Origin of the sequence: Caballeronia sp. dw_276, assembly GCF_018449635.1 — a bacterium.
GTDB lineage: Bacteria > Pseudomonadota > Gammaproteobacteria > Burkholderiales > Burkholderiaceae > Caballeronia.
Genome location: NZ_JAAVUV010000003.1, coordinates 584,512 through 604,521, shown reverse-complemented (window position 1 = coordinate 604,521; position 20,010 = coordinate 584,512). Strand labels below are relative to the sequence as shown.

20 protein-coding genes and 1 pseudogene are annotated in these 20,010 nt (G+C 60.4%); 10 read left to right on the top strand and 11 right to left on the bottom strand.

Annotated elements, in window-relative coordinates; all coding sequences use genetic code 11:
* Window positions 1-39 precede the first annotated feature (39 nt).
* The 3 genes and pseudogenes from rpmG to radC all read right to left on the bottom strand — a co-directional run bounded on the left by rpmG (window position 40) and on the right by radC (window position 1,430).
* Window positions 40-207, bottom strand: coding sequence for a 50S ribosomal protein L33 (rpmG, locus tag HB633_RS08660; RefSeq protein ID WP_006478046.1), 168 nt, complete (start codon window positions 205-207; stop codon window positions 40-42).
* A gap of 11 nt (window positions 208-218) precedes the next feature.
* Window positions 219-452: a 50S ribosomal protein L28 gene (rpmB, locus tag HB633_RS08655; protein ID WP_031359861.1), complete on the bottom strand. Its 234-nt coding sequence runs from the start codon at window positions 450-452 to the stop codon at window positions 219-221.
* Between the two features lie 295 nt (window positions 453-747).
* A pseudogene (radC, locus tag HB633_RS08650) lies at window positions 748-1,430 on the bottom strand (DNA repair protein RadC).
* 381 nt (window positions 1,431-1,811) lie between these two features.
* Between radC and HB633_RS08645 the strand changes: the two are divergent.
* From HB633_RS08645 to HB633_RS08615, 7 genes are all read left to right on the top strand, one after another.
* The gene (locus HB633_RS08645) at window positions 1,812-2,267 is read left to right on the top strand and encodes a peptidylprolyl isomerase (RefSeq protein WP_213777654.1); all 456 of its coding nucleotides are present in this window, start codon (window positions 1,812-1,814) and stop codon (window positions 2,265-2,267) included.
* Window positions 2,268-2,269: 2 nt separating this feature from the next.
* The gene (gene ispH, locus HB633_RS08640) at window positions 2,270-3,232 is read left to right on the top strand and encodes a 4-hydroxy-3-methylbut-2-enyl diphosphate reductase (protein ID WP_213777653.1); all 963 of its coding nucleotides are present in this window, start codon (window positions 2,270-2,272) and stop codon (window positions 3,230-3,232) included.
* A gap of 440 nt (window positions 3,233-3,672) precedes the next feature.
* Window positions 3,673-4,944 carry a branched-chain amino acid ABC transporter substrate-binding protein gene (locus HB633_RS08635; protein ID WP_213777652.1) on the top strand — a complete coding sequence of 424 codons (1,272 nt, stop codon included), beginning with the start codon at window positions 3,673-3,675 and terminating at the stop codon, window positions 4,942-4,944.
* A gap of 185 nt (window positions 4,945-5,129) precedes the next feature.
* Window positions 5,130-6,080: a branched-chain amino acid ABC transporter permease gene (locus HB633_RS08630; RefSeq protein ID WP_213777651.1), complete on the top strand. Its 951-nt coding sequence runs from the start codon at window positions 5,130-5,132 to the stop codon at window positions 6,078-6,080.
* Window positions 6,081-6,095: 15 nt separating this feature from the next.
* Entirely contained in the window at window positions 6,096-7,265 is a 1,170-nt protein-coding gene (locus HB633_RS08625) for an ABC transporter ATP-binding protein (protein ID WP_061998740.1), read from the top strand.
* A 22-nt stretch (window positions 7,266-7,287) separates the two neighbouring features.
* Entirely contained in the window at window positions 7,288-8,064 is a 777-nt protein-coding gene (locus HB633_RS08620) for an ABC transporter ATP-binding protein (protein ID WP_056351686.1), read from the top strand.
* Window positions 8,065-8,111: 47 nt separating this feature from the next.
* Window positions 8,112-8,816 carry an ABC transporter ATP-binding protein gene (locus HB633_RS08615; RefSeq protein ID WP_213777719.1) on the top strand — a complete coding sequence of 235 codons (705 nt, stop codon included), beginning with the start codon at window positions 8,112-8,114 and terminating at the stop codon, window positions 8,814-8,816.
* A 48-nt stretch (window positions 8,817-8,864) separates the two neighbouring features.
* Here the strand turns inward: HB633_RS08615 and HB633_RS08610 are convergent, their stop codons facing one another.
* The 3 genes from HB633_RS08610 to HB633_RS08600 all read right to left on the bottom strand — a co-directional run bounded on the left by HB633_RS08610 (window position 8,865) and on the right by HB633_RS08600 (window position 11,797).
* On the bottom strand, window positions 8,865-9,293 hold the full coding sequence (locus HB633_RS08610) for a GNAT family acetyltransferase (protein WP_213777650.1): 429 nt from the start codon (window positions 9,291-9,293) through the stop codon (window positions 8,865-8,867).
* Window positions 9,290-10,474: an acetylornithine transaminase gene (locus tag HB633_RS08605; protein WP_213777649.1), complete on the bottom strand. Its 1,185-nt coding sequence runs from the start codon at window positions 10,472-10,474 to the stop codon at window positions 9,290-9,292. Before HB633_RS08605 ends, HB633_RS08610 begins: the two co-directional genes overlap by 4 nt.
* Window positions 10,475-10,765: 291 nt before the next feature.
* Complete coding sequence (locus tag HB633_RS08600) at window positions 10,766-11,797, bottom strand: CDP-6-deoxy-delta-3,4-glucoseen reductase (protein ID WP_213777648.1); 1,032 nt, start codon at window positions 11,795-11,797, stop codon at window positions 10,766-10,768.
* A gap of 59 nt (window positions 11,798-11,856) precedes the next feature.
* Between HB633_RS08600 and HB633_RS08595 the strand changes: the two genes are divergently transcribed.
* Window positions 11,857-12,933, top strand: a complete 1,077-nt coding sequence (locus tag HB633_RS08595) for an NAD-dependent epimerase/dehydratase family protein (RefSeq protein WP_213777647.1) — start codon at window positions 11,857-11,859, stop codon at window positions 12,931-12,933.
* On the opposite strand, the gene HB633_RS08590 is transcribed toward HB633_RS08595, so the two are convergent.
* The 3 genes from HB633_RS08590 to HB633_RS08580 all read right to left on the bottom strand — a co-directional run bounded on the left by HB633_RS08590 (window position 12,899) and on the right by HB633_RS08580 (window position 14,840).
* The gene (locus HB633_RS08590; protein WP_167353928.1) at window positions 12,899-13,075 is read right to left on the bottom strand and encodes a hypothetical protein; all 177 of its coding nucleotides are present in this window, start codon (window positions 13,073-13,075) and stop codon (window positions 12,899-12,901) included. The two genes, HB633_RS08595 and HB633_RS08590, sit on opposite strands and share 35 nt — an antisense overlap.
* A gap of 114 nt (window positions 13,076-13,189) precedes the next feature.
* A complete protein-coding gene (locus HB633_RS08585) occupies window positions 13,190-14,062 on the bottom strand; it encodes an alpha/beta hydrolase (protein ID WP_213777646.1) in 873 nt (290 codons plus the stop codon).
* Between the two features lie 64 nt (window positions 14,063-14,126).
* Window positions 14,127-14,840 (bottom strand): 16S rRNA pseudouridine(516) synthase, encoded by a 714-nt coding sequence (locus HB633_RS08580; RefSeq protein WP_213777645.1) that lies wholly within the window; start codon window positions 14,838-14,840, stop codon window positions 14,127-14,129.
* Window positions 14,841-15,052: 212 nt separating this feature from the next.
* Here HB633_RS08580 and poxB point away from each other — a divergent pair, with 212 nt between their 5' ends.
* A complete protein-coding gene (poxB, locus tag HB633_RS08575; protein WP_213777644.1) occupies window positions 15,053-16,774 on the top strand; it encodes a ubiquinone-dependent pyruvate dehydrogenase in 1,722 nt (573 codons plus the stop codon).
* A gap of 85 nt (window positions 16,775-16,859) precedes the next feature.
* Complete coding sequence (locus HB633_RS08570; protein ID WP_213777643.1) at window positions 16,860-17,156, top strand: hypothetical protein; 297 nt, start codon at window positions 16,860-16,862, stop codon at window positions 17,154-17,156.
* A gap of 63 nt (window positions 17,157-17,219) precedes the next feature.
* On the opposite strand, the gene HB633_RS08565 is transcribed toward HB633_RS08570, so the two are convergent.
* Together HB633_RS08565 and HB633_RS08560 are read right to left on the bottom strand one after the other, a co-directional pair.
* Window positions 17,220-18,872 (bottom strand): NYN domain-containing protein, encoded by a 1,653-nt coding sequence (locus HB633_RS08565; RefSeq protein WP_213777718.1) that lies wholly within the window; start codon window positions 18,870-18,872, stop codon window positions 17,220-17,222.
* Window positions 18,873-18,994: 122 nt separating this feature from the next.
* Window positions 18,995-19,900, bottom strand: a complete 906-nt coding sequence (locus tag HB633_RS08560; protein ID WP_213777642.1) for a LysR family transcriptional regulator — start codon at window positions 19,898-19,900, stop codon at window positions 18,995-18,997.
* Between the last annotated feature and the right edge of the window lie 110 nt (window positions 19,901-20,010).

Sequence of the window (20,010 nt, the reverse complement as noted above, 5' to 3'; positions counted from 1 at the left end):
AGGCTTTTTTTGTGCAGCGATACAACCGAAACCAAGACCTTATTTGATCTTCGTTTCCTTGTACTCAACGTGCTTGCGGACAACGGGATCGAACTTCTTGATCGCCATCTTTTCCGGCATGTTGCGCTTGTTCTTCGTGGTCGTGTAGAAGTGACCCGTGCCAGCGGTCGATTCCAGCTTGATCTTGTCGCGTGCGCCCTTGGCCATATTCGTGCTCCTTAGACTTCACCACGTGCGCGCAAATCTGCGAGCACGGAGTCGATGCCGTTCTTGTCGATCAGGCGAAGGCCGGCGTTCGAGAGACGCAGACGAACCCAACGGTTTTCGCTTTCAACGAAGAAGCGACGGTTTTGCAGATTGGGCAGGAAACGACGCTTGGTGCGGTTGTTCGCATGGGAAACGTTGTTGCCGCTCATCGGCCCCTTCCCGGTTACTTGGCATACACGTGCCATGAGAGCACTCCTAAGACGCTTTAATTCTGAGTTCGAACGGCAAGTACACTTTGGACCGCTACGGGCTAGCACAATGGCATGCCCGAAATGACTGCGTACGCTCGGAACAGGTTGGTTGAAAGAAGCAAACCGAGATTCTACCCGCAAAAAACTAGCAAAATCAACTCTTTTTGGTATCGGACGAGGTACCCGGCGACGCCATGGACGGCGGGTTTCGTGGCATTTTCGCCTCGCACAACGCCGTTACAAGGCCGTCCGGGCAAGGTTTCGCGGTTGTTCGTCCAATGAAGCCGTGTCAGCCCGGCATCCAGCCCTGTCGCGAAAAAGAAAATACTTCGTTCGACGCCACGACCAGATGATCCAGCAGCCGGATGTCGATGAGCGCGAGCGACTCGTGCAGCAGACGCGTAAGCCGGCGGTCACTCGCGCTTGGCGTAACGCCGCCGGACGGGTGATTATGCGCAACGATCAAGCTTGCGGCGTTCAGCGACAGTGCGCGGCGCACGATTTCCCGCGGATACACGGCGACTCGCGAAAGCGAACCTTTGGCGGATTCGTCTACGGTTATCAGGCAATGCCGGATGTCCAGGAACAGTGTGACAAACACCTCGTTGTGCCGGTTGCCGATCAGCCACTTCAAATAGTCTTCCACGGCCTGGGGTGCGTCGAGCAACGGCCGGTCGCGGGTTTTCTCGGCCAGCGCGCGCTGACACAACTCGGACACCGCCAGCAGCAGCGCCGCCTTGGCCGGTCCGATTCCCCAAACCTGCGTAATTCGGTCGCGGTCGCGCCAAGCACCCCGCGGATCGACTCGAACCGGGTGAGAAGGTCGCGCGCGACATCCACTGACGTCATGCCCGGTCGCCCGGTGTTCAGGAACAACGCCAGCAATTCAGCATCCGATAACGCGTGCGCGCCCTGCTGCAAAAGCCGTTCTCGCGGACGATCATGTTCCGGCCAGTCCAGAATGCGGGGCACGGCCGGGTTCTTGTCGTCGGAGAAAGGCGGCGGCAGGGATTCGGTGAGGCTGACGGCGTCGGCCTGCACTAAATCAAGACGGGCGTTCATGGCACGCTCCCGCCAAGGGCAAAATGGTTGCAGTGGGTCACAAGTTGTCTCGAAGAGCCGTCGGCGTGGCCCGGGCACTGTGGCTTACAATGGGGGTTTCGCGCCTGCCCGGGCGCCTTACCGATGGCTTGTCGGGCATTTACGTTCAACATCAGCCCTTTGGTAACGCGACTCCCGGGCGTCAGCCGGGCTTTTGCCACTGTTGCGTTCCGTCCGGACGCACGGCCCTTCATTGGGCGGCGAGGCTGGCTGACCAGGTGATTACGGCTTTTACGGCTAATACGATCAAACATGAGCATCATCGATATCTCCGAAGTGAAACCCGGTTCGCACGTTACGCTTCACTACCGGCTGGCGCTTGAGGATGGTGCGGACATTGTCAGCACGTTCGCCGACAAACCCGCCACGCTTTTGTTGGGCGAGGGCCACCTTGCTCCGCCGCTTGAAGACATTCTGCTGGGTCTGAAGGTGGGGCACCACTCGACCTTTCGGCTGACGCCTGAGCAGGCGTTCGGCCCGCGCAATCCTGAAATGCTGCAGTGGGTTTCGCTCGCCACGCTGCGTGAGAACGCCATGATCGGCGAGAACTTCTCCCCCGGCGATCTCGTGGAATTCAACGCGCCTGGAGGCGGCCGCTACGCCGGCGTGCTCAAGGAAGTCGGAGAGACCTCCGCGCTGTTCGATTTCAACCATCCGCTTGCCGGCCAGCCGCTGGCGTTCGAAGTGAAAATCATCGGAATTCTGTAGCCATGAGCTCCACTGACACCCTTCTCGATGTCGAAATTCTCCTCGCCCAGCCGCGCGGTTTCTGCGCGGGCGTCGATCGTGCGATTGAAATCGTGGAGCGGGCGATCGCGCTTTTCGGCGCGCCCATCTACGTGCGCCACGAGATCGTGCACAACGCTTATGTGGTCGAGGACCTGCGCAAGAAAGGCGCGGTGTTCATCGAAGACCTGGCGGATGCGCCCGAAGGCAGCACGCTGATTTTCAGCGCGCACGGGGTGTCGAAGGCGGTTCGCGCCGAGGCCGAAACGCGCGGTCTGCGTGTGTTCGACGCCACCTGCCCGCTCGTGACCAAGGTGCATATGGAAGTCGCCAAAATGCGTCAGGACGGCTTCGATATCGTCATGATCGGTCACAAGGGCCATCCAGAAGTGGAAGGCACCATGGGTCAGAGCGGGCAGGGCATGCACCTCGTGGAAGATATCGAGGACGTGGAGGCGCTGGCGCTCGCGGACCCGGACCGGATCGCGTATGTGACGCAGACCACGCTCTCGGTGGATGACGCGTCGGCCATCATCAATGCGTTGAAGTCGAAATATCCGTCGGTGAAAGAGCCGAAGAAACAGGATATTTGCTACGCCACGCAAAATCGTCAGGATGCGGTCAAGTTTCTGGCGCCGCAATGCGACGTGGTGATCGTGGTCGGCAGCCCGAATAGCTCGAATTCCAGCCGCCTGCGCGAAGTAGCCGAAAAACGCGGCATTCCTGCTTATATGGTGGATTCGCCCACTCAAATCGATCCGAAATGGGTGGAAGGGAAAAAGCGCATTGGCGTGACGGCGGGTGCATCGGCGCCGGAAGTGCTGGCGCAAGCGGTGATTGCACGGCTGCGTGAACTGGGCGTTCGGAATGTGCGGCCGCTTGAGGGGATCGAAGAGAAAGTGTCGTTTCCGCTGCCACGTGGATTGACCTTGCCGTCCGAGAAATAATCGCTTTTATATACATATAGGGCGCACCCTTCAAGGATCAGGCTGGAAAAGCCGCTCCAACTCATGTTGGCGCGGTTTTTTTTCGTCAAGAAATCGCGCTGGATGTCGTCAACAAGACGGCAGTCACACAAAGCGCCTTTGACATTGGCCGAATTGATGCACTAACAAGGTGCATCGACTAAAGATCCGCGATCCCGGGGACCAAATACTCACATCGGTGTTTACCCACAGCGCCAGTCGATGGTGCAACTGATGCACTGCTGCGGGGCGCAACCTGGTTGCGCTTTTAAGCGATTTCAAGCGCTAAAGAGGGGTTGCAATGGAGGAAAACCCCTGTCATTCAACAATATTGCACGTCTCAAAAACCGAGTTACAATGCGCGCGTTCCAAGCCGGATGGGCTGGAAACACCAGCTTTTCAAGGCGCCGGAGACCTACTGAATGCGAATTAAGTTTGGCTTTGTCGTGACCATCGCAGCCGCAGTTGCAATGGCAACGGCATGCAGCAAAAAGAGTGAAACCGAGCCGGCCGCGGGGGCATCGGCTGTGTCGGAAGCATCGGCAAGCGTCGCGGCGACTGCGCCGGCGGCATCGGCGGCGGATGTATCGGCGAGCGCGGCTTCTGCCCCCGTTCCCGCGAGCAATGCGACCGTTGTCAGGATTGGCCACGTGGCGCCGCTCAGCGGAGCGCTGGCTCACCTCGGGCAGGACAATGAGAACGGCGCGCGGCTGGCTATCGAGGAGATCAGCGCGCAGGGATTGACCATCGACGGTCATGCGATTCACCTCGAACTCGACGCGCAAGACGACGCCGCCGATCCAAAGAAGGGTGTCGCCGTGGCACAGCAACTGGTGGCGGATCACGTGGTGGCGGTGGTCGGTCATCTGAATTCGGCGGTATCGATTCCGGCATCGAAGATCTATAGCGACGCGAATGTGGCGCAGATTTCCGGCACGACGACGAACCCCGCGTTCACCCAACAAGGTTTCAAGACGACGTTCCGCGTGATCCCGACGGACGCTCGCCAGGGCGCTGTGCTCGCGGGCTACGCGGTGAAGACGCTGCGCGGCAAGCGCATCGTGGTCGTGGACGATGCCAGCATCTACGGCCGCGGCCTGGCGAATGAATTTGCGAAAGCGGTGGTGGCGAGCGGCGGCCGGATCGCGGGTCATGAAGCCACGACCGACAAGTCCAAAGACTTCAAGGCGATCCTGAACAAGATCAAGCGAGTCCAGCCCGACGTGGTGATGTTCGGCGGCATGGACGTGACCGGCGGCCCGTTTGCGAAACAGGCGGCGGCGCTTGGACTGAAGGCGAAGATTCTCGGCGGCGATGGAATCTGTTCGGCCGACCTGGCCACGCTCGCGGGCAACGCGTTGCCGAACGTGGTCTGTACGGAACTCGGCGTGGGCCTGCCGAAACTCGATAAAGGCGCGGATTTCGAGAAGCGTTACGAAGCGCGTTTCCACTCGCCGGTAGAAAGCTACGCGCCGTTCACGTACGACGCGGTCTATGTCATTGTCGATGCAATGAAGCGCGCCAATTCCGTTGAAGCGCCCAAGGTGCTGACGGCAATCGGCTCGACTGATTTCAACGGGCTGACGGGTCACATATCGTTCGATGACAAAGGCGATCTGAAGGGCGGCGGTGCGATCACGCTTATCGATTTCAAGGATAACAAGAAGAACGTCATTGACGTCATCACGCCTTAACCCCGTGCTGCAGCGCCGCGCGGCGCTGTACCGGACTTAAGGCAATCCCCTAGATATGTAGTCAGTTTCGGACGTTTTAAAGTTTTTTTTCAAGTACGCGCGGTGCCGTTGCGTTTTTTTCTTCCCTTCGGTTTATCGGCCAGCGATAAAGCGTAAATCTAGTCGCACGGGCTAAGGAGCCTTCAATGGATATTTTCATCCAGCAGATTATCAACGGGCTGGTGCTAGGCAGCGTCTACGCCATCATCGCGTTGGGTTACACGATGGTGTACGGGATTCTCGGCATCATCAACTTTGCGCACGGCGACGTGCTGATGGTCGGCGCCATGGTCGCGCTCTCCGCCATTGGCGTAATGCAGAATCATTTTCCAGGCATGAACCACGCGTTGATGCTGGTCGTCGCGCTGGCGGTCGCGGCAATTGTCTGCGCAGTGGTCGGCTACACCATCGAACGCGTGGCGTACCGGCCTTTGCGCCGCGCACCGCGTCTGGCGCCGCTGATCACGGCTATCGGCGTGTCGATTCTTCTTCAGACGCTCGCCATGATGATCTGGGGCCGCAATCCGCTCGCCTTCCCGCAACTGCTGCCAACCGATCCGATCAACGTGATCACCGCCACGGCCGATCGTCCGGGCGCCGTCATTTCGATGACCGAGATCGTGATCATCGTGGTGGCGTTCCTCGTGATGGGCGGCTTGTTGCTGCTGGTCCACAAGACGAAACTCGGCCGCGCGATGCGCGCCATTGCCGAGAACCCGGGCGTCGCGTCGTTGATGGGCGTGAACCCGAACTTCGTGATCTCCGCGACCTTCATGATCGGTTCGGCGCTGGCTGCCCTGGCCGGCGTGATGATCGCGTCCGAATACGGCAACGCGCACTTCTACATGGGCTTTATTCCTGGGCTGAAGGCATTTACCGCGGCGGTGCTGGGTGGTATCGGCAATCTCGGCGGGGCGATGGTCGGTGGCGTGCTGCTGGGGCTGATCGAGCAACTGGGGGCGGGGTATATCGGCAATCTGACGGGCGGGGTGTTCGGCAGTAACTATCAGGACGTGTTCGCGTTCGTGGTGCTGATCATCGTGCTCGTGTTCCGTCCGTCGGGCCTGCTCGGCGAACGCGTCGCAGATCGCGCTTAAACAGGGAGACCAAGAATGACTTCAATTCAACCGATCGAGCCGTCGACCACGCTCATCCCTGAACGTAAAACGGCGAAGAACTACGCGGTCACCGTACTGGTCGCCGCGCTCGTGATCCTGGCGCCGATGATCATCGGCGCGGCCGGCGGCAATTACTGGGTTCGCGTGCTGGACTTCGCGATGCTGTACGTGATGCTCGCGCTGGGCTTGAACGTGGTGGTGGGTTTTGCCGGGCTGCTGGACTTGGGCTACATCGCGTTCTATGCGGTTGGCGCTTATGTAGCCGCGTTGCTTTCGTCGCCGCAGCTGACTTCCCAGTTCGAATGGATCGCGCATCTGTTCCCCGGCGGCCTGCACGCGCCGATCTGGGTGATCGTGCCGTGCGCAATGGCGCTGGCCGCCACGTTCGGCGTGCTGCTGGGTGCGCCTACATTGCGTCTGCGTGGCGATTACCTCGCCATCGTGACCTTGGGCTTCGGGGAAATCGTCCGGATCTTCATGAACAACCTGGATCGTCCGGTCAACATCACGAACGGGCCGAAGGGGATTACAGGCGTCGATCCGGTGTCGTTGTTCGGCTTTGATTTATCGAAGACGCATTCGTTGTTCGGATTCAATTTTCCATCTGTCTACAACTATTACTACCTCTTCGTGCTGTGTTCGCTGTTCGTGATCTTCGTGTGCGTGCGCTTGCAGCACTCGCGCATCGGCCGTGCATGGGCCGCGATCCGCGAAGACGAAATCGCCGCGAAAGCGATGGGCATCAACACGCGTAACGTGAAACTGCTGGCGTTTGCGATGGGTGCATCGTTCGGTGGTTTGTCGGGCGCGATGTTCGGCACGTTCCAAGGCTTTGTATCGCCGGAATCGTTCACGTTCTGGGAATCGATCGTGGTGCTCGCCTGCGTGGTGCTCGGCGGCATGGGCCACATTCCGGGCGTGATTCTGGGCGCGGTGCTGCTCGCCGTGTTCCCCGAATTCCTGCGCTCGACCATGGGTCCGCTGCAGAACGCCATCTTCGGTCATCAGATCGTCGATACCGAAGTCATCCGCCAGTTGCTGTACGGCCTCGCGATGGTGCTGATCATGCTGTATCGCTCGGAAGGCCTGTGGCCGTCGCCGAAACACGAAGACAAGATCGCGAAGATCGCAAAGCGCGCCGGCAAGAAGCCGGTCCGCGCCTGACGCCACAAGCGGAGAAAACACAATGAGCGATAAACCCATTCGACTGTCGGTCAAAGGCGTGAACAAGCGCTTTGGCGGTTTGCAGGCGCTGTCAGAAGTCGGCCTCGAAATCAGGGAAGGCCAGATCTACGGTTTGATCGGCCCGAACGGCGCCGGCAAGACGACCTTCTTCAACGTGATCACGGGCTTGTACACGCCGGACTCGGGCTCGTTCGTGCTCGACGGCACGCCTTATACCCCGACCGCCGTGCATCAGGTGGCGAAGGCCGGCATTGCGCGCACGTTCCAGAACATCCGTTTGTTCGGCGGCATGACCGCGCTCGAAAACGTGATGGTCGGGCGGCACGTTCGCACGAAACACGGCTTGATCGGCGCGGTGTTGCAGACGCCGTCCGAGCGTCGCGAAGAGAAGGAAATCAAGGAGCGCGCGCTCGAATTGCTCGAGTACGTGGGCGTGCTGCAATACGCGGATTACACGTCGCGCAACCTGTCGTACGGTCACCAGCGCCGTCTGGAAATCGCGCGTGCGTTGGCGACCGATCCGAAGCTTCTCGCACTCGATGAACCCGCCGCCGGCATGAATGCCACGGAAAAGGTCGAACTCACGCGCCTGCTCGACAAGATCCGCAGCGACGGCCGCACGATCTTGCTGATCGAACACGATGTGAAACTGGTGATGGGATTGTGCAACCGGATGACGGTGCTCGATTACGGCAAGGTGATCGCCGAGGGTCTGCCGCAGGACGTGCAGAAGGACCCGAAGGTGATCGAGGCTTATCTCGGGGCAGGGGTTCACTGATGGCGACGACGAACGGTATGAATAACGGTATGACGGCCGGCACGGCGATGCTCAAGATCAAGGGCCTGCAGGTGAGCTACGGCGGCATTCACGCGGTCAAGGGCGTGGATCTGGAAGTCGGGCAGGGCGAGCTCGTGACGCTGATCGGCGCGAACGGCGCGGGCAAGACGACCACGATGAAAGCCATCACGGGTCTGAAGCCGTATTCGGCGGGCGATATCGAATACATGGGCAAGTCGATCAAGGGCGTGCCCTCGCATGAATTGCTCAAGCGCGGCCTCGCGATGGTGCCGGAAGGCCGTGGCATTTTCGCGCGCATGTCGATCCTCGAAAACATGCAGATGGGCGCGTACTTGCGCAACGACAGTGACGAGATCCAGAAGGACACCGATCGCATGTTCGGTTTCTTCCCGCGTTTGAAGGAACGCGCGGCGCAATACGCGGGTACGTTGTCGGGCGGCGAGCAGCAGATGCTGGCCATGGCGCGTGCGTTGTTGTCGCGTCCGAAGCTGCTCTTGCTCGATGAACCGTCGATGGGTCTTTCCCCGATCATGGTCGAGAAGATTTTCGAAGTGGTCCGTGAGATTTCTTCTGAGGGCCTGACGGTGTTGCTGGTCGAGCAGAACGCACGGCTCGCGCTGCAGGCGGCAAATCGTGGCTACGTGATGGATTCAGGTCTCGTCACCATGTCCGGCGATGCCAAGACCATGCTCGATGATCCGAAGGTTCGCGCGGCTTATTTGGGTGAGTGAAGTGATGTTGATAAAAAACCGCATGCCTTTATCAAGCATGCGGTTTTTTTACGTCTGAAGCCGTTTGCCGAGGCTCACGACTTCATCCATCTGATACCCGAGCTTCGCGTAAAACGCGCGCGTCTCTGGCTTGTTCGCCATGATCTGCAGATTGAGCTTCGGGCATCCGATCGATGCAAGCGCGCGTTCCGCATGTTCAACGAGCGCGCGCCCGTAGCCATTCCCGCGTTGATCCTCGGCGACGGCCAACGAATAAAGCCATCCGCGATGCCCGTCGTAACCCGTCATCACGGTTCCGATTACACGCTCGCCGAGCACGCCGACAAAGAACAATTCGGGCTGCATGGCCAGCTTGTTTCGTATCGATAAACGCGGATCACGCTGCGGTTTTCCCGGCACGGCATACTCCGGAAAAACAGTGGACCAGAGCGCGAGCACGGCATCCGTGTCGCGCTCATCGAAAACGCGGATTATCACAATTTGTCGAGGATGGAACGCAGCATCGACATCATCTGGTCGATCTCGTCCTTCGTCACGTTCAGCGCCGGCATGAAGCGCAACAGGTTCGGGCGCGCGGCGTTCAGCAGCAAACCGTCCGGGCCCATGTCGCGCGCCATTTCGACGATCTTCGGACCGTTGTCATTGTTCAACAGCAGCGCGCGCAGCAAACCTTCGCCGCGTTCGCCGTTGAAGCCGCGTTCTTCAGAAAGCTGCAGCAATTGCGCCTTGAGATACTCGGCGCGTTCACGCACGCCTTCGAGGAAGCCCGGTGCGGTAATTTGCGAGATCACCGAGAAACCCACGGCGGTCGTCAACGGATTGCCGTTATACGTACCGCCCTGATCGCCGGGTTCGAAGCATGCGACTTCTTTCGTCGACAACAAGGCCGCCAGCGGCACGCCGCCGCCAATGCCCTTGCCAAGCGTCATGATGTCCGGCTCCACGCCCGACAACTCATACGCGAACAAAGTGCCGGCACGGCCACAACCGCTTTGCACTTCATCGACGATCATCAGCAAGTTGTGCTTCTTCGTCAGCTCGCGCAGGGCCTGCATGAACTCGCGCGTCGCCGGGATCACGCCGCCTTCGCCCTGGATGGGTTCGAGCATGACGCCGACGGTTTTATCGGTGATGAGTTTTTCAACCGATGCAATGTCGTTCAGATCGGCCTTCGGAAAGCCCGGCACCTGCGGTGCGTAAATGGTGTCCCAACCCGGTTTGCCCGATGCCGACATGGTCGCGAGCGTGCGCCCGTGGAAGCTGTGATCGAAGGTGATGATCTCGTACGCGCCGCCCTTGAACTTCTTGCCCCACTTGCGCGCGAGCTTGATCGCGCCTTCGTTCGCTTCGGCGCCGCTGTTGGCGAAAAAGACCTTGTCGAAGCAGCTATTGGCGGTGAGCAGACCGGCAAGCTGGGCCATCGGCGCGTTGTAGAACGCCGGCGACGGGTTGATCAGCGTGCGCGCCTGCTTGTTGATGGCTTCGATCATGCCGTCGTTGCAATGGCCGAGACTGTTCACGGCCCAGCCCTGGATGAAATCCAGGTATCGCTTCTCGTTGTTGTCGTAGAGCCAGGAACCCTTGCCGTGCGTGAACACGATCTCGGGACGGTTCGTGATGAACATCAACGATTCGACGGGATACTCTTGGAAATTCATGACGGCGGGCTCCACAAAAACAACAAAGGAAAAAAGCGGCGAAGTTTGAGACGGCGCCAGAAATGCAAAAAGCCACGGATGTCCGTGGCTTCATGTTGGCGAAATGTGCGCAGGCTTGAGATCAAGCGCCAATCCGTGACGAGCCAGCGGCATCCCTAAGGGAGCAGCGAGCGGCGACGTCGAAGATTAGTCTGGAGGCTGAGCATTTGCGAAGAATACGATAGGAAGTTCCTGCGTGTAAACCGTGACGGCCGAAATTTATTGAACCGCCACGTCCGGAATTTGAAACGATCAAACCGGATTCGCGAGATCGGCCGCGCTGGTGAACGAATCGGCGAAGAACTCGTCCTCCGGCAAACGGTGATGATTCGTGAAATCGCGTTGCGCCGATTCCACCATCACCGGCGCGCCGCACGCGTACACCTGATATGCGCTCAAGTCTGGCAGATCTTCAATGACAGCACGATGAACAAAGCCGGTCCGGCCGGTCCATGCATCGGACGCGTCGGGTTCGGACAAAACCGGTACGAACGAGAAGTTCGGCACTTCTTTCGCCCAGGTTTCTGCAAGTTCCATCATGTACAGGTCCTGCTTGCGGCGGCCGCCCCAATAAAGCGTCATTGGACGGTTCAGATTCTTGAACACCGCATGTTCGATGATCGCCTTGATCGGCGCGAAACCTGTTCCGGAGGCGAGCAGAATGATCGGCTTGTCGGAATCTTCACGCAGGAAGAACGTGCCGAGCGGGCCTTCGAAACGCAAGATGTCGCGCTCTTTCATGTTGCCGAACACGTGATCCGTGAACGTGCCGCCGGGCATGTGACGAATGTGCAGCTCAATCGGGCCTTCGTGATGCGGGGGGCTTGCCATCGAATAACTGCGGCGCTTGCCGTCCTTCAAGATGAATTCGATGTACTGCCCGGCCAGATATTGCAGCCTTTCATTGGCCGGCAATTGCAGCTTCAGTTCCACGACATCCGTGCCTTTGCGCTCCAGCGCGTTCACGCGGCAGGGCAGCTTCTTGACCTGCACGTCGCCAACGCCGGCGACTTCACGCACATCGACTACGAGATCGCCCTTGGGCGTCGCGCAGCAAAGCAGGGCCATGCCGCGGGTTTTTTCGTCGTTGGACAATGCTGACGACGAATGGGGCGCCTGCTCGACTTCGCCGGACACGACCGTGCCCTTGCACGACCCGCAGGCTCCGTTCTTGCAACCGTAAGGAAGTCCGATGCCCTGGCGCAGCGCTGCGAGCAGCACCGCTTCGTCAGGTTCTACCTGAAACTGCCGGCCGCTTTGCCGGAGCGTAACGTTGAAAGCCATAGATCCTGGATGAGTTGGATGAAACAAAAGCCAAAGCGCTCGCGGCTACAATCGACAGCATGATCGCCACTCGAAAACTCCGCCGCGCGCGCGTGCTGATTGCCGGTTGCGGCGATGTCGGCCTGCGCTGTGCGCCGCTACTTGCCCGACGTGCAGCAGCACCCCGCGTGATCGCGTTGTCCAGCCAGCCCACGCGCGCCGCCGAACTGCGTGCAGCTGGTACGACGCCGCTGATTGGCGACCTCGACGATCGCCGCAGTCTGCGTCGCCTCGCCGGTCTCGCGCGCACGGTGCTGCATCTTGCGCCGCCCCAAAAAACCGGCGACGACGACTTGCGCACCCGTGCACTGATTGCAGCATTAAGCGCGCCGCGACGTTCCGTGGCGCGTGTTGCCACCGCAGCCGTAGCGCGACAACGGGCGTGGCGCGGATGGTTTCGGGCGACTTTCAGGCGCGGTGCCGGAGCCACAAAAAGACCGTCTATTGTACCCGACCGCGTATCGCCCACCGCCGCTCGCGGCCAGCCGATACGCGTGGTTTACGCGAGTACGTCCGGCGTTTATGGCGATTGCGGCGGCGCGTGGATCGATGAAACCCGCCCCGTGCGGCCGGACAACGGGCGGGCGAAACGGCGGGTATCGGCGGAAACGCAATTGCGCCGGGCGACACGACGCGGCGTGATGAGTGCATCGATTGTGCGGATTCCCGGCATTTACGCGGGAAACCGCTTGCCGCTCGCACGGCTGCAGAAGGGTACGCCCGCACTCGCGCCCGCCGACGATGTCTTCACCAATCACATTCACGCCGACGATCTCGCGGCCATCATGGTCCTGGCGATACAACGCGCCCGGCCGCAGCGCGTGGTGCATGCGTCGGACGATAGCGAACTGCGCATGGGCGATTACTTCGACCGCATCGCCGATGCCTACGGCCTGCCGCGCGCCCCGCGTGTTTCGCGCGAGCAAGCCGAAGCGCAACTCGAACCGATGATGCTCTCGTTCATGCGCGAATCGCGGCGTCTGCAGAACATCCGGCTGCGTGACGAACTGCGTTACGTGCTGCGTTATCCGAGCATCGACGATTTTTTGAAGAGCGTTCCGGTCACATCAGGACCGGCAACGTCTCCAGCAAAATGAAACACAGCAATGCGCCGATAAGCGCCCCGATCAGGTTCGGCTGATAACGGTGGCGAAGGTGCATCGTCACCATCAAACCGACAATAAACACCACGCTGATTGCCACGAACGCGATCATTGCAATGGTCATGTGGGCGGCCATGATGGCCCTCCTGCTTTTTTTAATAGTCGTGAAAGCAGTATAGATTTAGGTCCGAGGAAAGGCATGCTGCAGTGCGGCTACAGCGTATTGCGTTTTTGCAACGGTATAAACGGCTCAGCGTGAATCGATAAACGCCGAGACGTCGGCCAGCACGGTCGAGCGTCCGCGCAAAGGCAACGCCAGCGCCGAAACAATGCGCACGTGGCTGAAACCCTCGTAGTGTTTCACTTCCACCGAATCACCGTGACGGCGCAATACGGCTGCGAGGCGGTCGGTGTTGCCCGGATCGACGGTGGTGTCGTCGGTGCCGGCGGCAAGGAACATCGGCGGTTCGTGGCCGGTGACGTAGTTGACCGGCTGGCTTTCGGGGCGGGTCGTGGCGGGGAAGACGTCGAGCAAGGTGCGGTCTTTTATCGGCAGGAAATCGTAAGGGCCGGCCAGGCCGATCACGCCGCGCAGATCGGCCTTAGACATCGATTGCGACGCCAGGTAACGCGGGTCGGTCGCGATCAGCGCAGCCAAATGCGCGCCAGCGGAATGGCCCATCACGAACAAACGGCCCGGATCGGCGCCAAACTCGTGTGCGTGATCGCGCGCCCAGCGCACGGCGGCCGCGGCGTCATCGACAAAACCGGGAAAGGCCGTCTCAGGATATTTCCGATAATCGGGCAACACAGCCGCATAACCGCGCGAAGTCAGCGCTTGAGCGACGAATAGGTAGTTGCTGCGGCTACCGTTTTGCCAGCTTCCGCCGTAGAAAAACACGACGACCGGGCGCTTTTCTCCCGGCGCGGCAGGGTGCGAGGGAACGTAGACATCGAGTTCCTGTTCGGGGTCCGAGCCATAGGCAATGTCAGCCGTTCTCCGGTAGCCGCTCGAAGGAATCGCGGCGTTCAGGAGCTTGACCGGGCTGCATGCGGCCAGCGCCGTGGCGCATAAGCTGGAAAAACCGAGCATGAGGGTGCGGCGTTTTTGTTGGTCTGGCATGAAATTCTTGATGCGAAGGGTTGCCAGGATCTACGTCTGGCGCGCCCGGATGGATGCAGTGGGTTCAACCCTGCCTGAGCATCGCAAGGTCCGAATCGGTCAGCCAGCGCCACCGGCCTTCAGCGAGATCGTCCGGCAAACCGTATCCGCCAATCCGTTCCCGATGCAGCCCTTCCACGCGATTCCCCGACGCCGCGACCATGCGTTTGACCTGGTGATACTTACCCTCCAGCACGGATAGTTCCAGCAGCCGCTCGCCGCGTCGATTTGCCGAGACGGCGGCGATCGGTTGAGACTCGCCGTGCAGCAGGACGCCATCGCGAAGTGCGGAGAGCTGGGTTTCATCTATTGGATGCTTCGTGGTCGCGAGATAGACCTTCGGCACCTTCTTTTTCGGCGATGTGAACGCGTGGACGAACGCGCCGTCGTCGGACAGAAGCAGAAGGCCGGTCGTATCCTGGTCGAGCCGTCCGACGCACTGCACGCCGCGCTCCGCCAGTTGCGGCGGCAGCAAATGGAACACGCTCAAATGATGCTGCGGATCACGCGAGCATTCGTAGCCGGGTGGCTTGTTCAGCGCCAGATACGCTTTCTCGCGATACTGCCAGTTCGTGCCATCGACCTGGAACTCGAAGGACGCGAGGGCATCGGACGTGATCGTGTTGTCCGGATTGGTGCACGCCGATCCGCCGATAAACACCCGCCCGTCGGCAACCAGCGCGCGGCATTGGCGGCGCGAGCCGAAGCCCTGTGTGAAGAGAATGCGTTCGAGATCCATCGGGGCGTTGTCTGGCGCAATTGATAAGAAGGGCGGGCGCACATTCTAGCAAGGCGCGCGAAACGCCATCTTTCATGGATATGCCACCGAGCGCGGCCTATGCTTTTCCAGATCACGAACCACGAACCACGAACCACGAGCCACGAAAGGAAGCTGAAACCGCATTGACGCATCATCCATCGACACCCCTCTTTTTCCTCAAGGAGCAAGACATGGCAAAAAACACGGTCGCGGAGTTTCTGGCGAAGACATTGGCCGCAGCGGGCGTCGAACGAATCTGGGGCGTGACGGGCGACAGCCTGAACGGACTTGCCTACAGCCTCGACCAAGTTGGATCGATCAAGTGGATGCACACGCGGCACGAGGAAGTCGCGGCGTTCGCAGCCGGCGCCGACGCGGCATCCACAGGCAAGCTCGCGGTCTGCGCCGGGAGTTGCGGCCCGGGCAACCTGCATCTGATCAACGGTTTGTACGACTGCCACCGGAACCAGCAGCCGGTTCTGGCGATTGCCGCGCACATTCCGTCATCGGAGATCGGGCTCGGGTACTTCCAGGAAACGCATCCGACCGCGCTTTTCAAGGAATGCAGCCATTACGTGGAGCTGGTTTCCAACGCCGCGCAGTTTCCACGCGTGCTCGCCCGCGCAATGCGCACGGCGATTGAAGAACGCGGCGTGGCCGTGATCGTGCTGCCGGGCGATGTTGCGTTGAGCGAGGCGCCTGCCGAGACGCCTTCGTGGTCGCCGACGGGACCATCGACCATCCTGCCATCGGATATCGATATTGAACGGCTCGCGGCCATGCTGAACGAGTCGGACGCGGTCACGCTCATGTGCGGCAGCGGCACCGCGGGCGCGCATGACGAAGTCGTCGCACTCGCCGACGCGCTCGGCGCGCCGGTCGTGCACGCCATGCGCGGCAAGCAGTTCATCGAATGGGACAACCCGTATGACGTCGGCATGACGGGGCTGATCGGCTTCAGCTCCGGTTACCACGCAATGATGTCGTGCGACACGCTGCTTTTGCTCGGCTGCGATTTCCCGTACCGCCCGTTCTATCCCACCGACGCCAAGATCATCCAGATCGACTGGCGCGGCTCGAAACTCGGCGCGCGCGCACCGTTGTCGCTCGGACTCGTGGGCACGGTGAAGGAAACGGTCGCGGCCGTGTTGCCGAAGATCACGCGCAAGCCGGACCGCGATTTCATCGATACCGCGCGCAAGCACTATGCATCGGCAAGAAAAGGGCTGGATGAACTCGCGACGCCCTCCGGTCCCGGCCGGCCGATCCATCCGCAATACCTGACGAAGCTGATCAACGAAGCCGCCGATGAAAACGCCATTTTCACCGCCGATGTCGGTACGCCGACCGTCTGGGCCGCACGCTACCTGACCATGAACGGCAAGCGCCAGCTGCACGGCTCGTTCAACCACGGCTCCATGGCGAACGCGATGCCGCAGGCGCTCGGCGCGCAGGGCGCGCATCCGGGGCGGCAGGTGATTTCTTTATCGGGTGACGGCGGTTTATCGATGTTGCTCGGCGACCTTTTAAGCGCACGCCAACTGAACTTGCCAATCAAAGTGGTGGTTTATAACAACAGTCTGCTGGGCTTCGTTTCCATGGAGCTGAAGGCTGCCGGTTACCTCGATACCAACGTGGATCTCGCCAAGACCGACTTCGCGGCGATTGCGCAGGGCGCGGGTATTTTCAGCATCCGCGTGGAAGAGTCGGAGGACATCGCAGAGGCGCTGCAGAAGGCTTTCGCGCATCCTGGGCCGGCGCTGGTGGACGTGGTGACGTCCAAGCATGAGCTTGCGATGCCGCCCAAAGTCGAGCTGGCGCAGGCCAAAGGATTCAGCCTCTACATGCTGCGGGCGATCCTGAACGGTCGCGGCGACGAAATCGTGGAGCTCGCGAAAACTAATTTCCGATAGGAATATTCTGATTTCGTTGAAATTCTAGCTATTTCGAACAACAATGCGGTGCTGCAATCGATTTACAACTCCAGGGAGATTGGCAATGAAGAAGTTCTCGCAAATTGCATTGGTTGGTGCACTCGCATTCGCGTTTGCAGGCGCGGCAATGGCTCAGGGCGCAGGCGGTGGCGGCGGTTCGAAGACCGACGAAAGCAAGCCGCCGGTCAGCCCCGTTGAACCGAAGCCGCATCTGCCGCACTTGAAGCATCACAAGAAAGCAGCATCGGAAGCAGGCGGTACGACGTTGCACAAGCAGGACAAGGCATCACACCTGAAGGGCGCATCGGCTGCCGCAGCTGCATCGGCGCTGGGCACGAACGACAAGGGCGCACCGCAGTAAGCGGCCCTGGAGTAGATATGAAAAAGCGGCACGCGTGAGCGTGCCGCTTTTTTTCGTGTCGTTTTAGTCTTCGTTTGTCGCCGCAGCCTTCGGGCCACGGCTGCGCGGCGCTGTCTTGCGTGCCGTTTTCTTCGCCGCCGCTTTTTTCGCCGCGGGCGCTTTCTTCGTCTCTGTGCTTTGGGCTACTCCCGCGCTCTCGACCAACTCGGCCTGTGCCGGAGTCGCCGCAGCTTTCTTCGACGCAACCTGACGTCCACGCCGCGCCGCGCCGCGTTTCGGTTCCGGCGCCTCGTTGATCTCGCTCAGCAAGGCAAGCGCTTCTTCCTCGCGCTCCTTGATGGCGGGTATCGGTGCGATGGCAGGTTCTTCCGCGGCCGGTGGCGCCGGTTCGAAGAAGGGTTGGTCATGAACCGCAGCGGGTTGAACGCCGGGTGCATCGGCGAACAGCGGTTCACGCGCCTGCTGCGGCCGGGGATTGCGTCCGTTCCTGCGATTGCGTTCCCGGCCCGGGCCCTGACGCGGTTCCGCTTGAGATTCGGGCTGCACGTCGGTCTGCACCTCGGGCTCTTCTTCATAAAACGGCGATACCGGGCGTCGTGACTGCTCGCTCGGCGCGCTTCTGCGTTGCCATTCGTCGCCGAAATCAGTCTGCGCCTTGACCGGGGGGGCGGGTTGCACAGCGGCCTGCACTTCGGCAGGCGCATCAACTTGCGCCTCGGCGAAGAGCGGCTCGGAAGCTTGCGGTCGCGTATTACGGCCTCTGCGGCGATTGCGTTCGCCGCCCGATCTCGCCGCCTGGCGGTTTTCCGTTGCAGCGACCGGTGCTTCGACCTCGCGCGTCATTTCCACGACCGACGTTTCCACCGCGGCCACCGTCTGCGTCCGATACACAAACGCGCCCGACTTTTCGTCGCGTCCGACTTCGAGCAAACCCCGCGATTGCGCTTCCTCGAGCAGATTGCCGAACGCGCGGAAGCCGTAGTACGACTCGTTGAAGTCGGGCTTGCGCCGCTTGATCGCGCTCTTCAATACCGATGCCCAGATCTTCCCGCTCTCGCCGCGTTCGGAGGCGAGGTCATCGAATGTCTCGACCGCAATCGCGATGGCCTTCGCCTTGCGCGCCTCGATTTCCTGCTTCGGCTGGCGGTCGTCGTCGGAGCCGCGTTTGTTCGATGAAGACGCCGATGCCGCCGCCGCATTCGCGTCGCGCGCATCGCGGGCTTCACGGGCCTCGCGTGCTTCACGTTTGGCGATGGCGCGTTGCTGCTCGCGCACGAGGTCATCGTAGAAAATGAATTCATCGCAGTTCGCGACGAGCAGATCGGAGGTCGAATTCTTCACGCCTACGCCGATCACTTTCTTCGCGTTTTCGCGCAACTTGGATACGAGCGGCGAGAAATCCGAATCCCCGCTGATGATGACGAACGTATCGACGTGCGACTTCGTATAACAAAGGTCGAGCGCATCGACCACGAGGCGGATATCCGCCGAATTCTTGCCTGACTGACGCACGTGCGGAATTTCGATCAACTCGAAACTCGCTTCGTGCATGGCGGCTTTGAAACCCTTGTAGCGGTCCCAGTCGCAATAAGCCTTTTTCACCACGATGCTGCCCTTGAGCAGCAGCCGTTCGAGCACCGGCATGATGTCGAACTTGTCGTACTTCGCGTCGCGCACGCCGAGGGCGACGTTTTCGAAGTCGCAAAACAACGCCATGCTGACGCTTTCGGGGAATGAGGCCATAGAAACTCCAGCAGAATGCCGGGTGTGCACGGCAGTATTGAATTGTGCGCACATGATATCTGTTTGTGCGGCGGGGTTTGAGGCGCGGGAAACAATCAGTGCTCGGCGGAAGGCGCCGCTGGAAAACATCGCTCGCAAATAAAGTCGATGAACACCCGCAACTTCGGCGCCACATGTTTGCCCGAAGGCCACATGATGCGAAACGTCCCGCCGGTCTCCGAGCAGTCATCGAGCACGCTCACGAGCCGGCCCGATGCCAGATGCTCGTGAATTGCGAAGTCCGGCAAATAGGAGATTCCCACGCCTTGCAACGCGAAGCCGATCCGCGCTTCGAGGTTGTTGCAGACAATCGATGGCGGCAGCTGAAAATCGGATTGCACATCGTCACGATGAAGAGGCCAGACCTCCAGCTTTCCAGTATTGGGATAGCGGAATTGAATGCATGTGTGCTGCATCAAGTCGTTCGCACGCTGCGGTTTTCCGTGCGTCTCGAAGTAGGCCGGCGACCCGGCCAGCAGCATCCGGTACGCACCTATGCGCCGGCTCGTCAGCCGTGAGTCGAGCACATCGCCGGTGCGGATGACGGCATCGAAACCTTCTTCGATGATATCCACCTGCCGGTCCGTGAAATCCAGATCGAGATCCACCGCCGGGTACGCCAGTTTGAAGGCCGCCATGACATGCAGGAACGGCTCGGTGACGAGCGGGAGGCTGACCCGCAAGCGGCCGCGCGGCGCGACGTTCACTTGAGACAACTCGGCTTCGGCCGCCTCGATCTCCGCGAGAATGCGCCGGCTTCGTTCTAGAAACAGCGCGCCTTCGGACGTCAGCGTCACGCTGCGCGTGCTCCGATGAAAAAGCCGCACGCCGAGTCTTTCTTCCAGCGCGCTCACGCGCTTGCCAACTGCAGACGCCGATACCCCGAGCAGCCTGCCCGCCGCGACGAAACTGCGTGTCTCCGCGACCTGCACGAATACGTTGAAGGCGCTGACGCTGTCCATTTTTGGCTCCAATTGCGGAGGGTAGGCTCCGCACAGAGCGGAACTCTAACCTACTTACTCCGGAGCGGACCGTTCCCTACGATAAGATTTCGTCATTTATTTACGGAGTT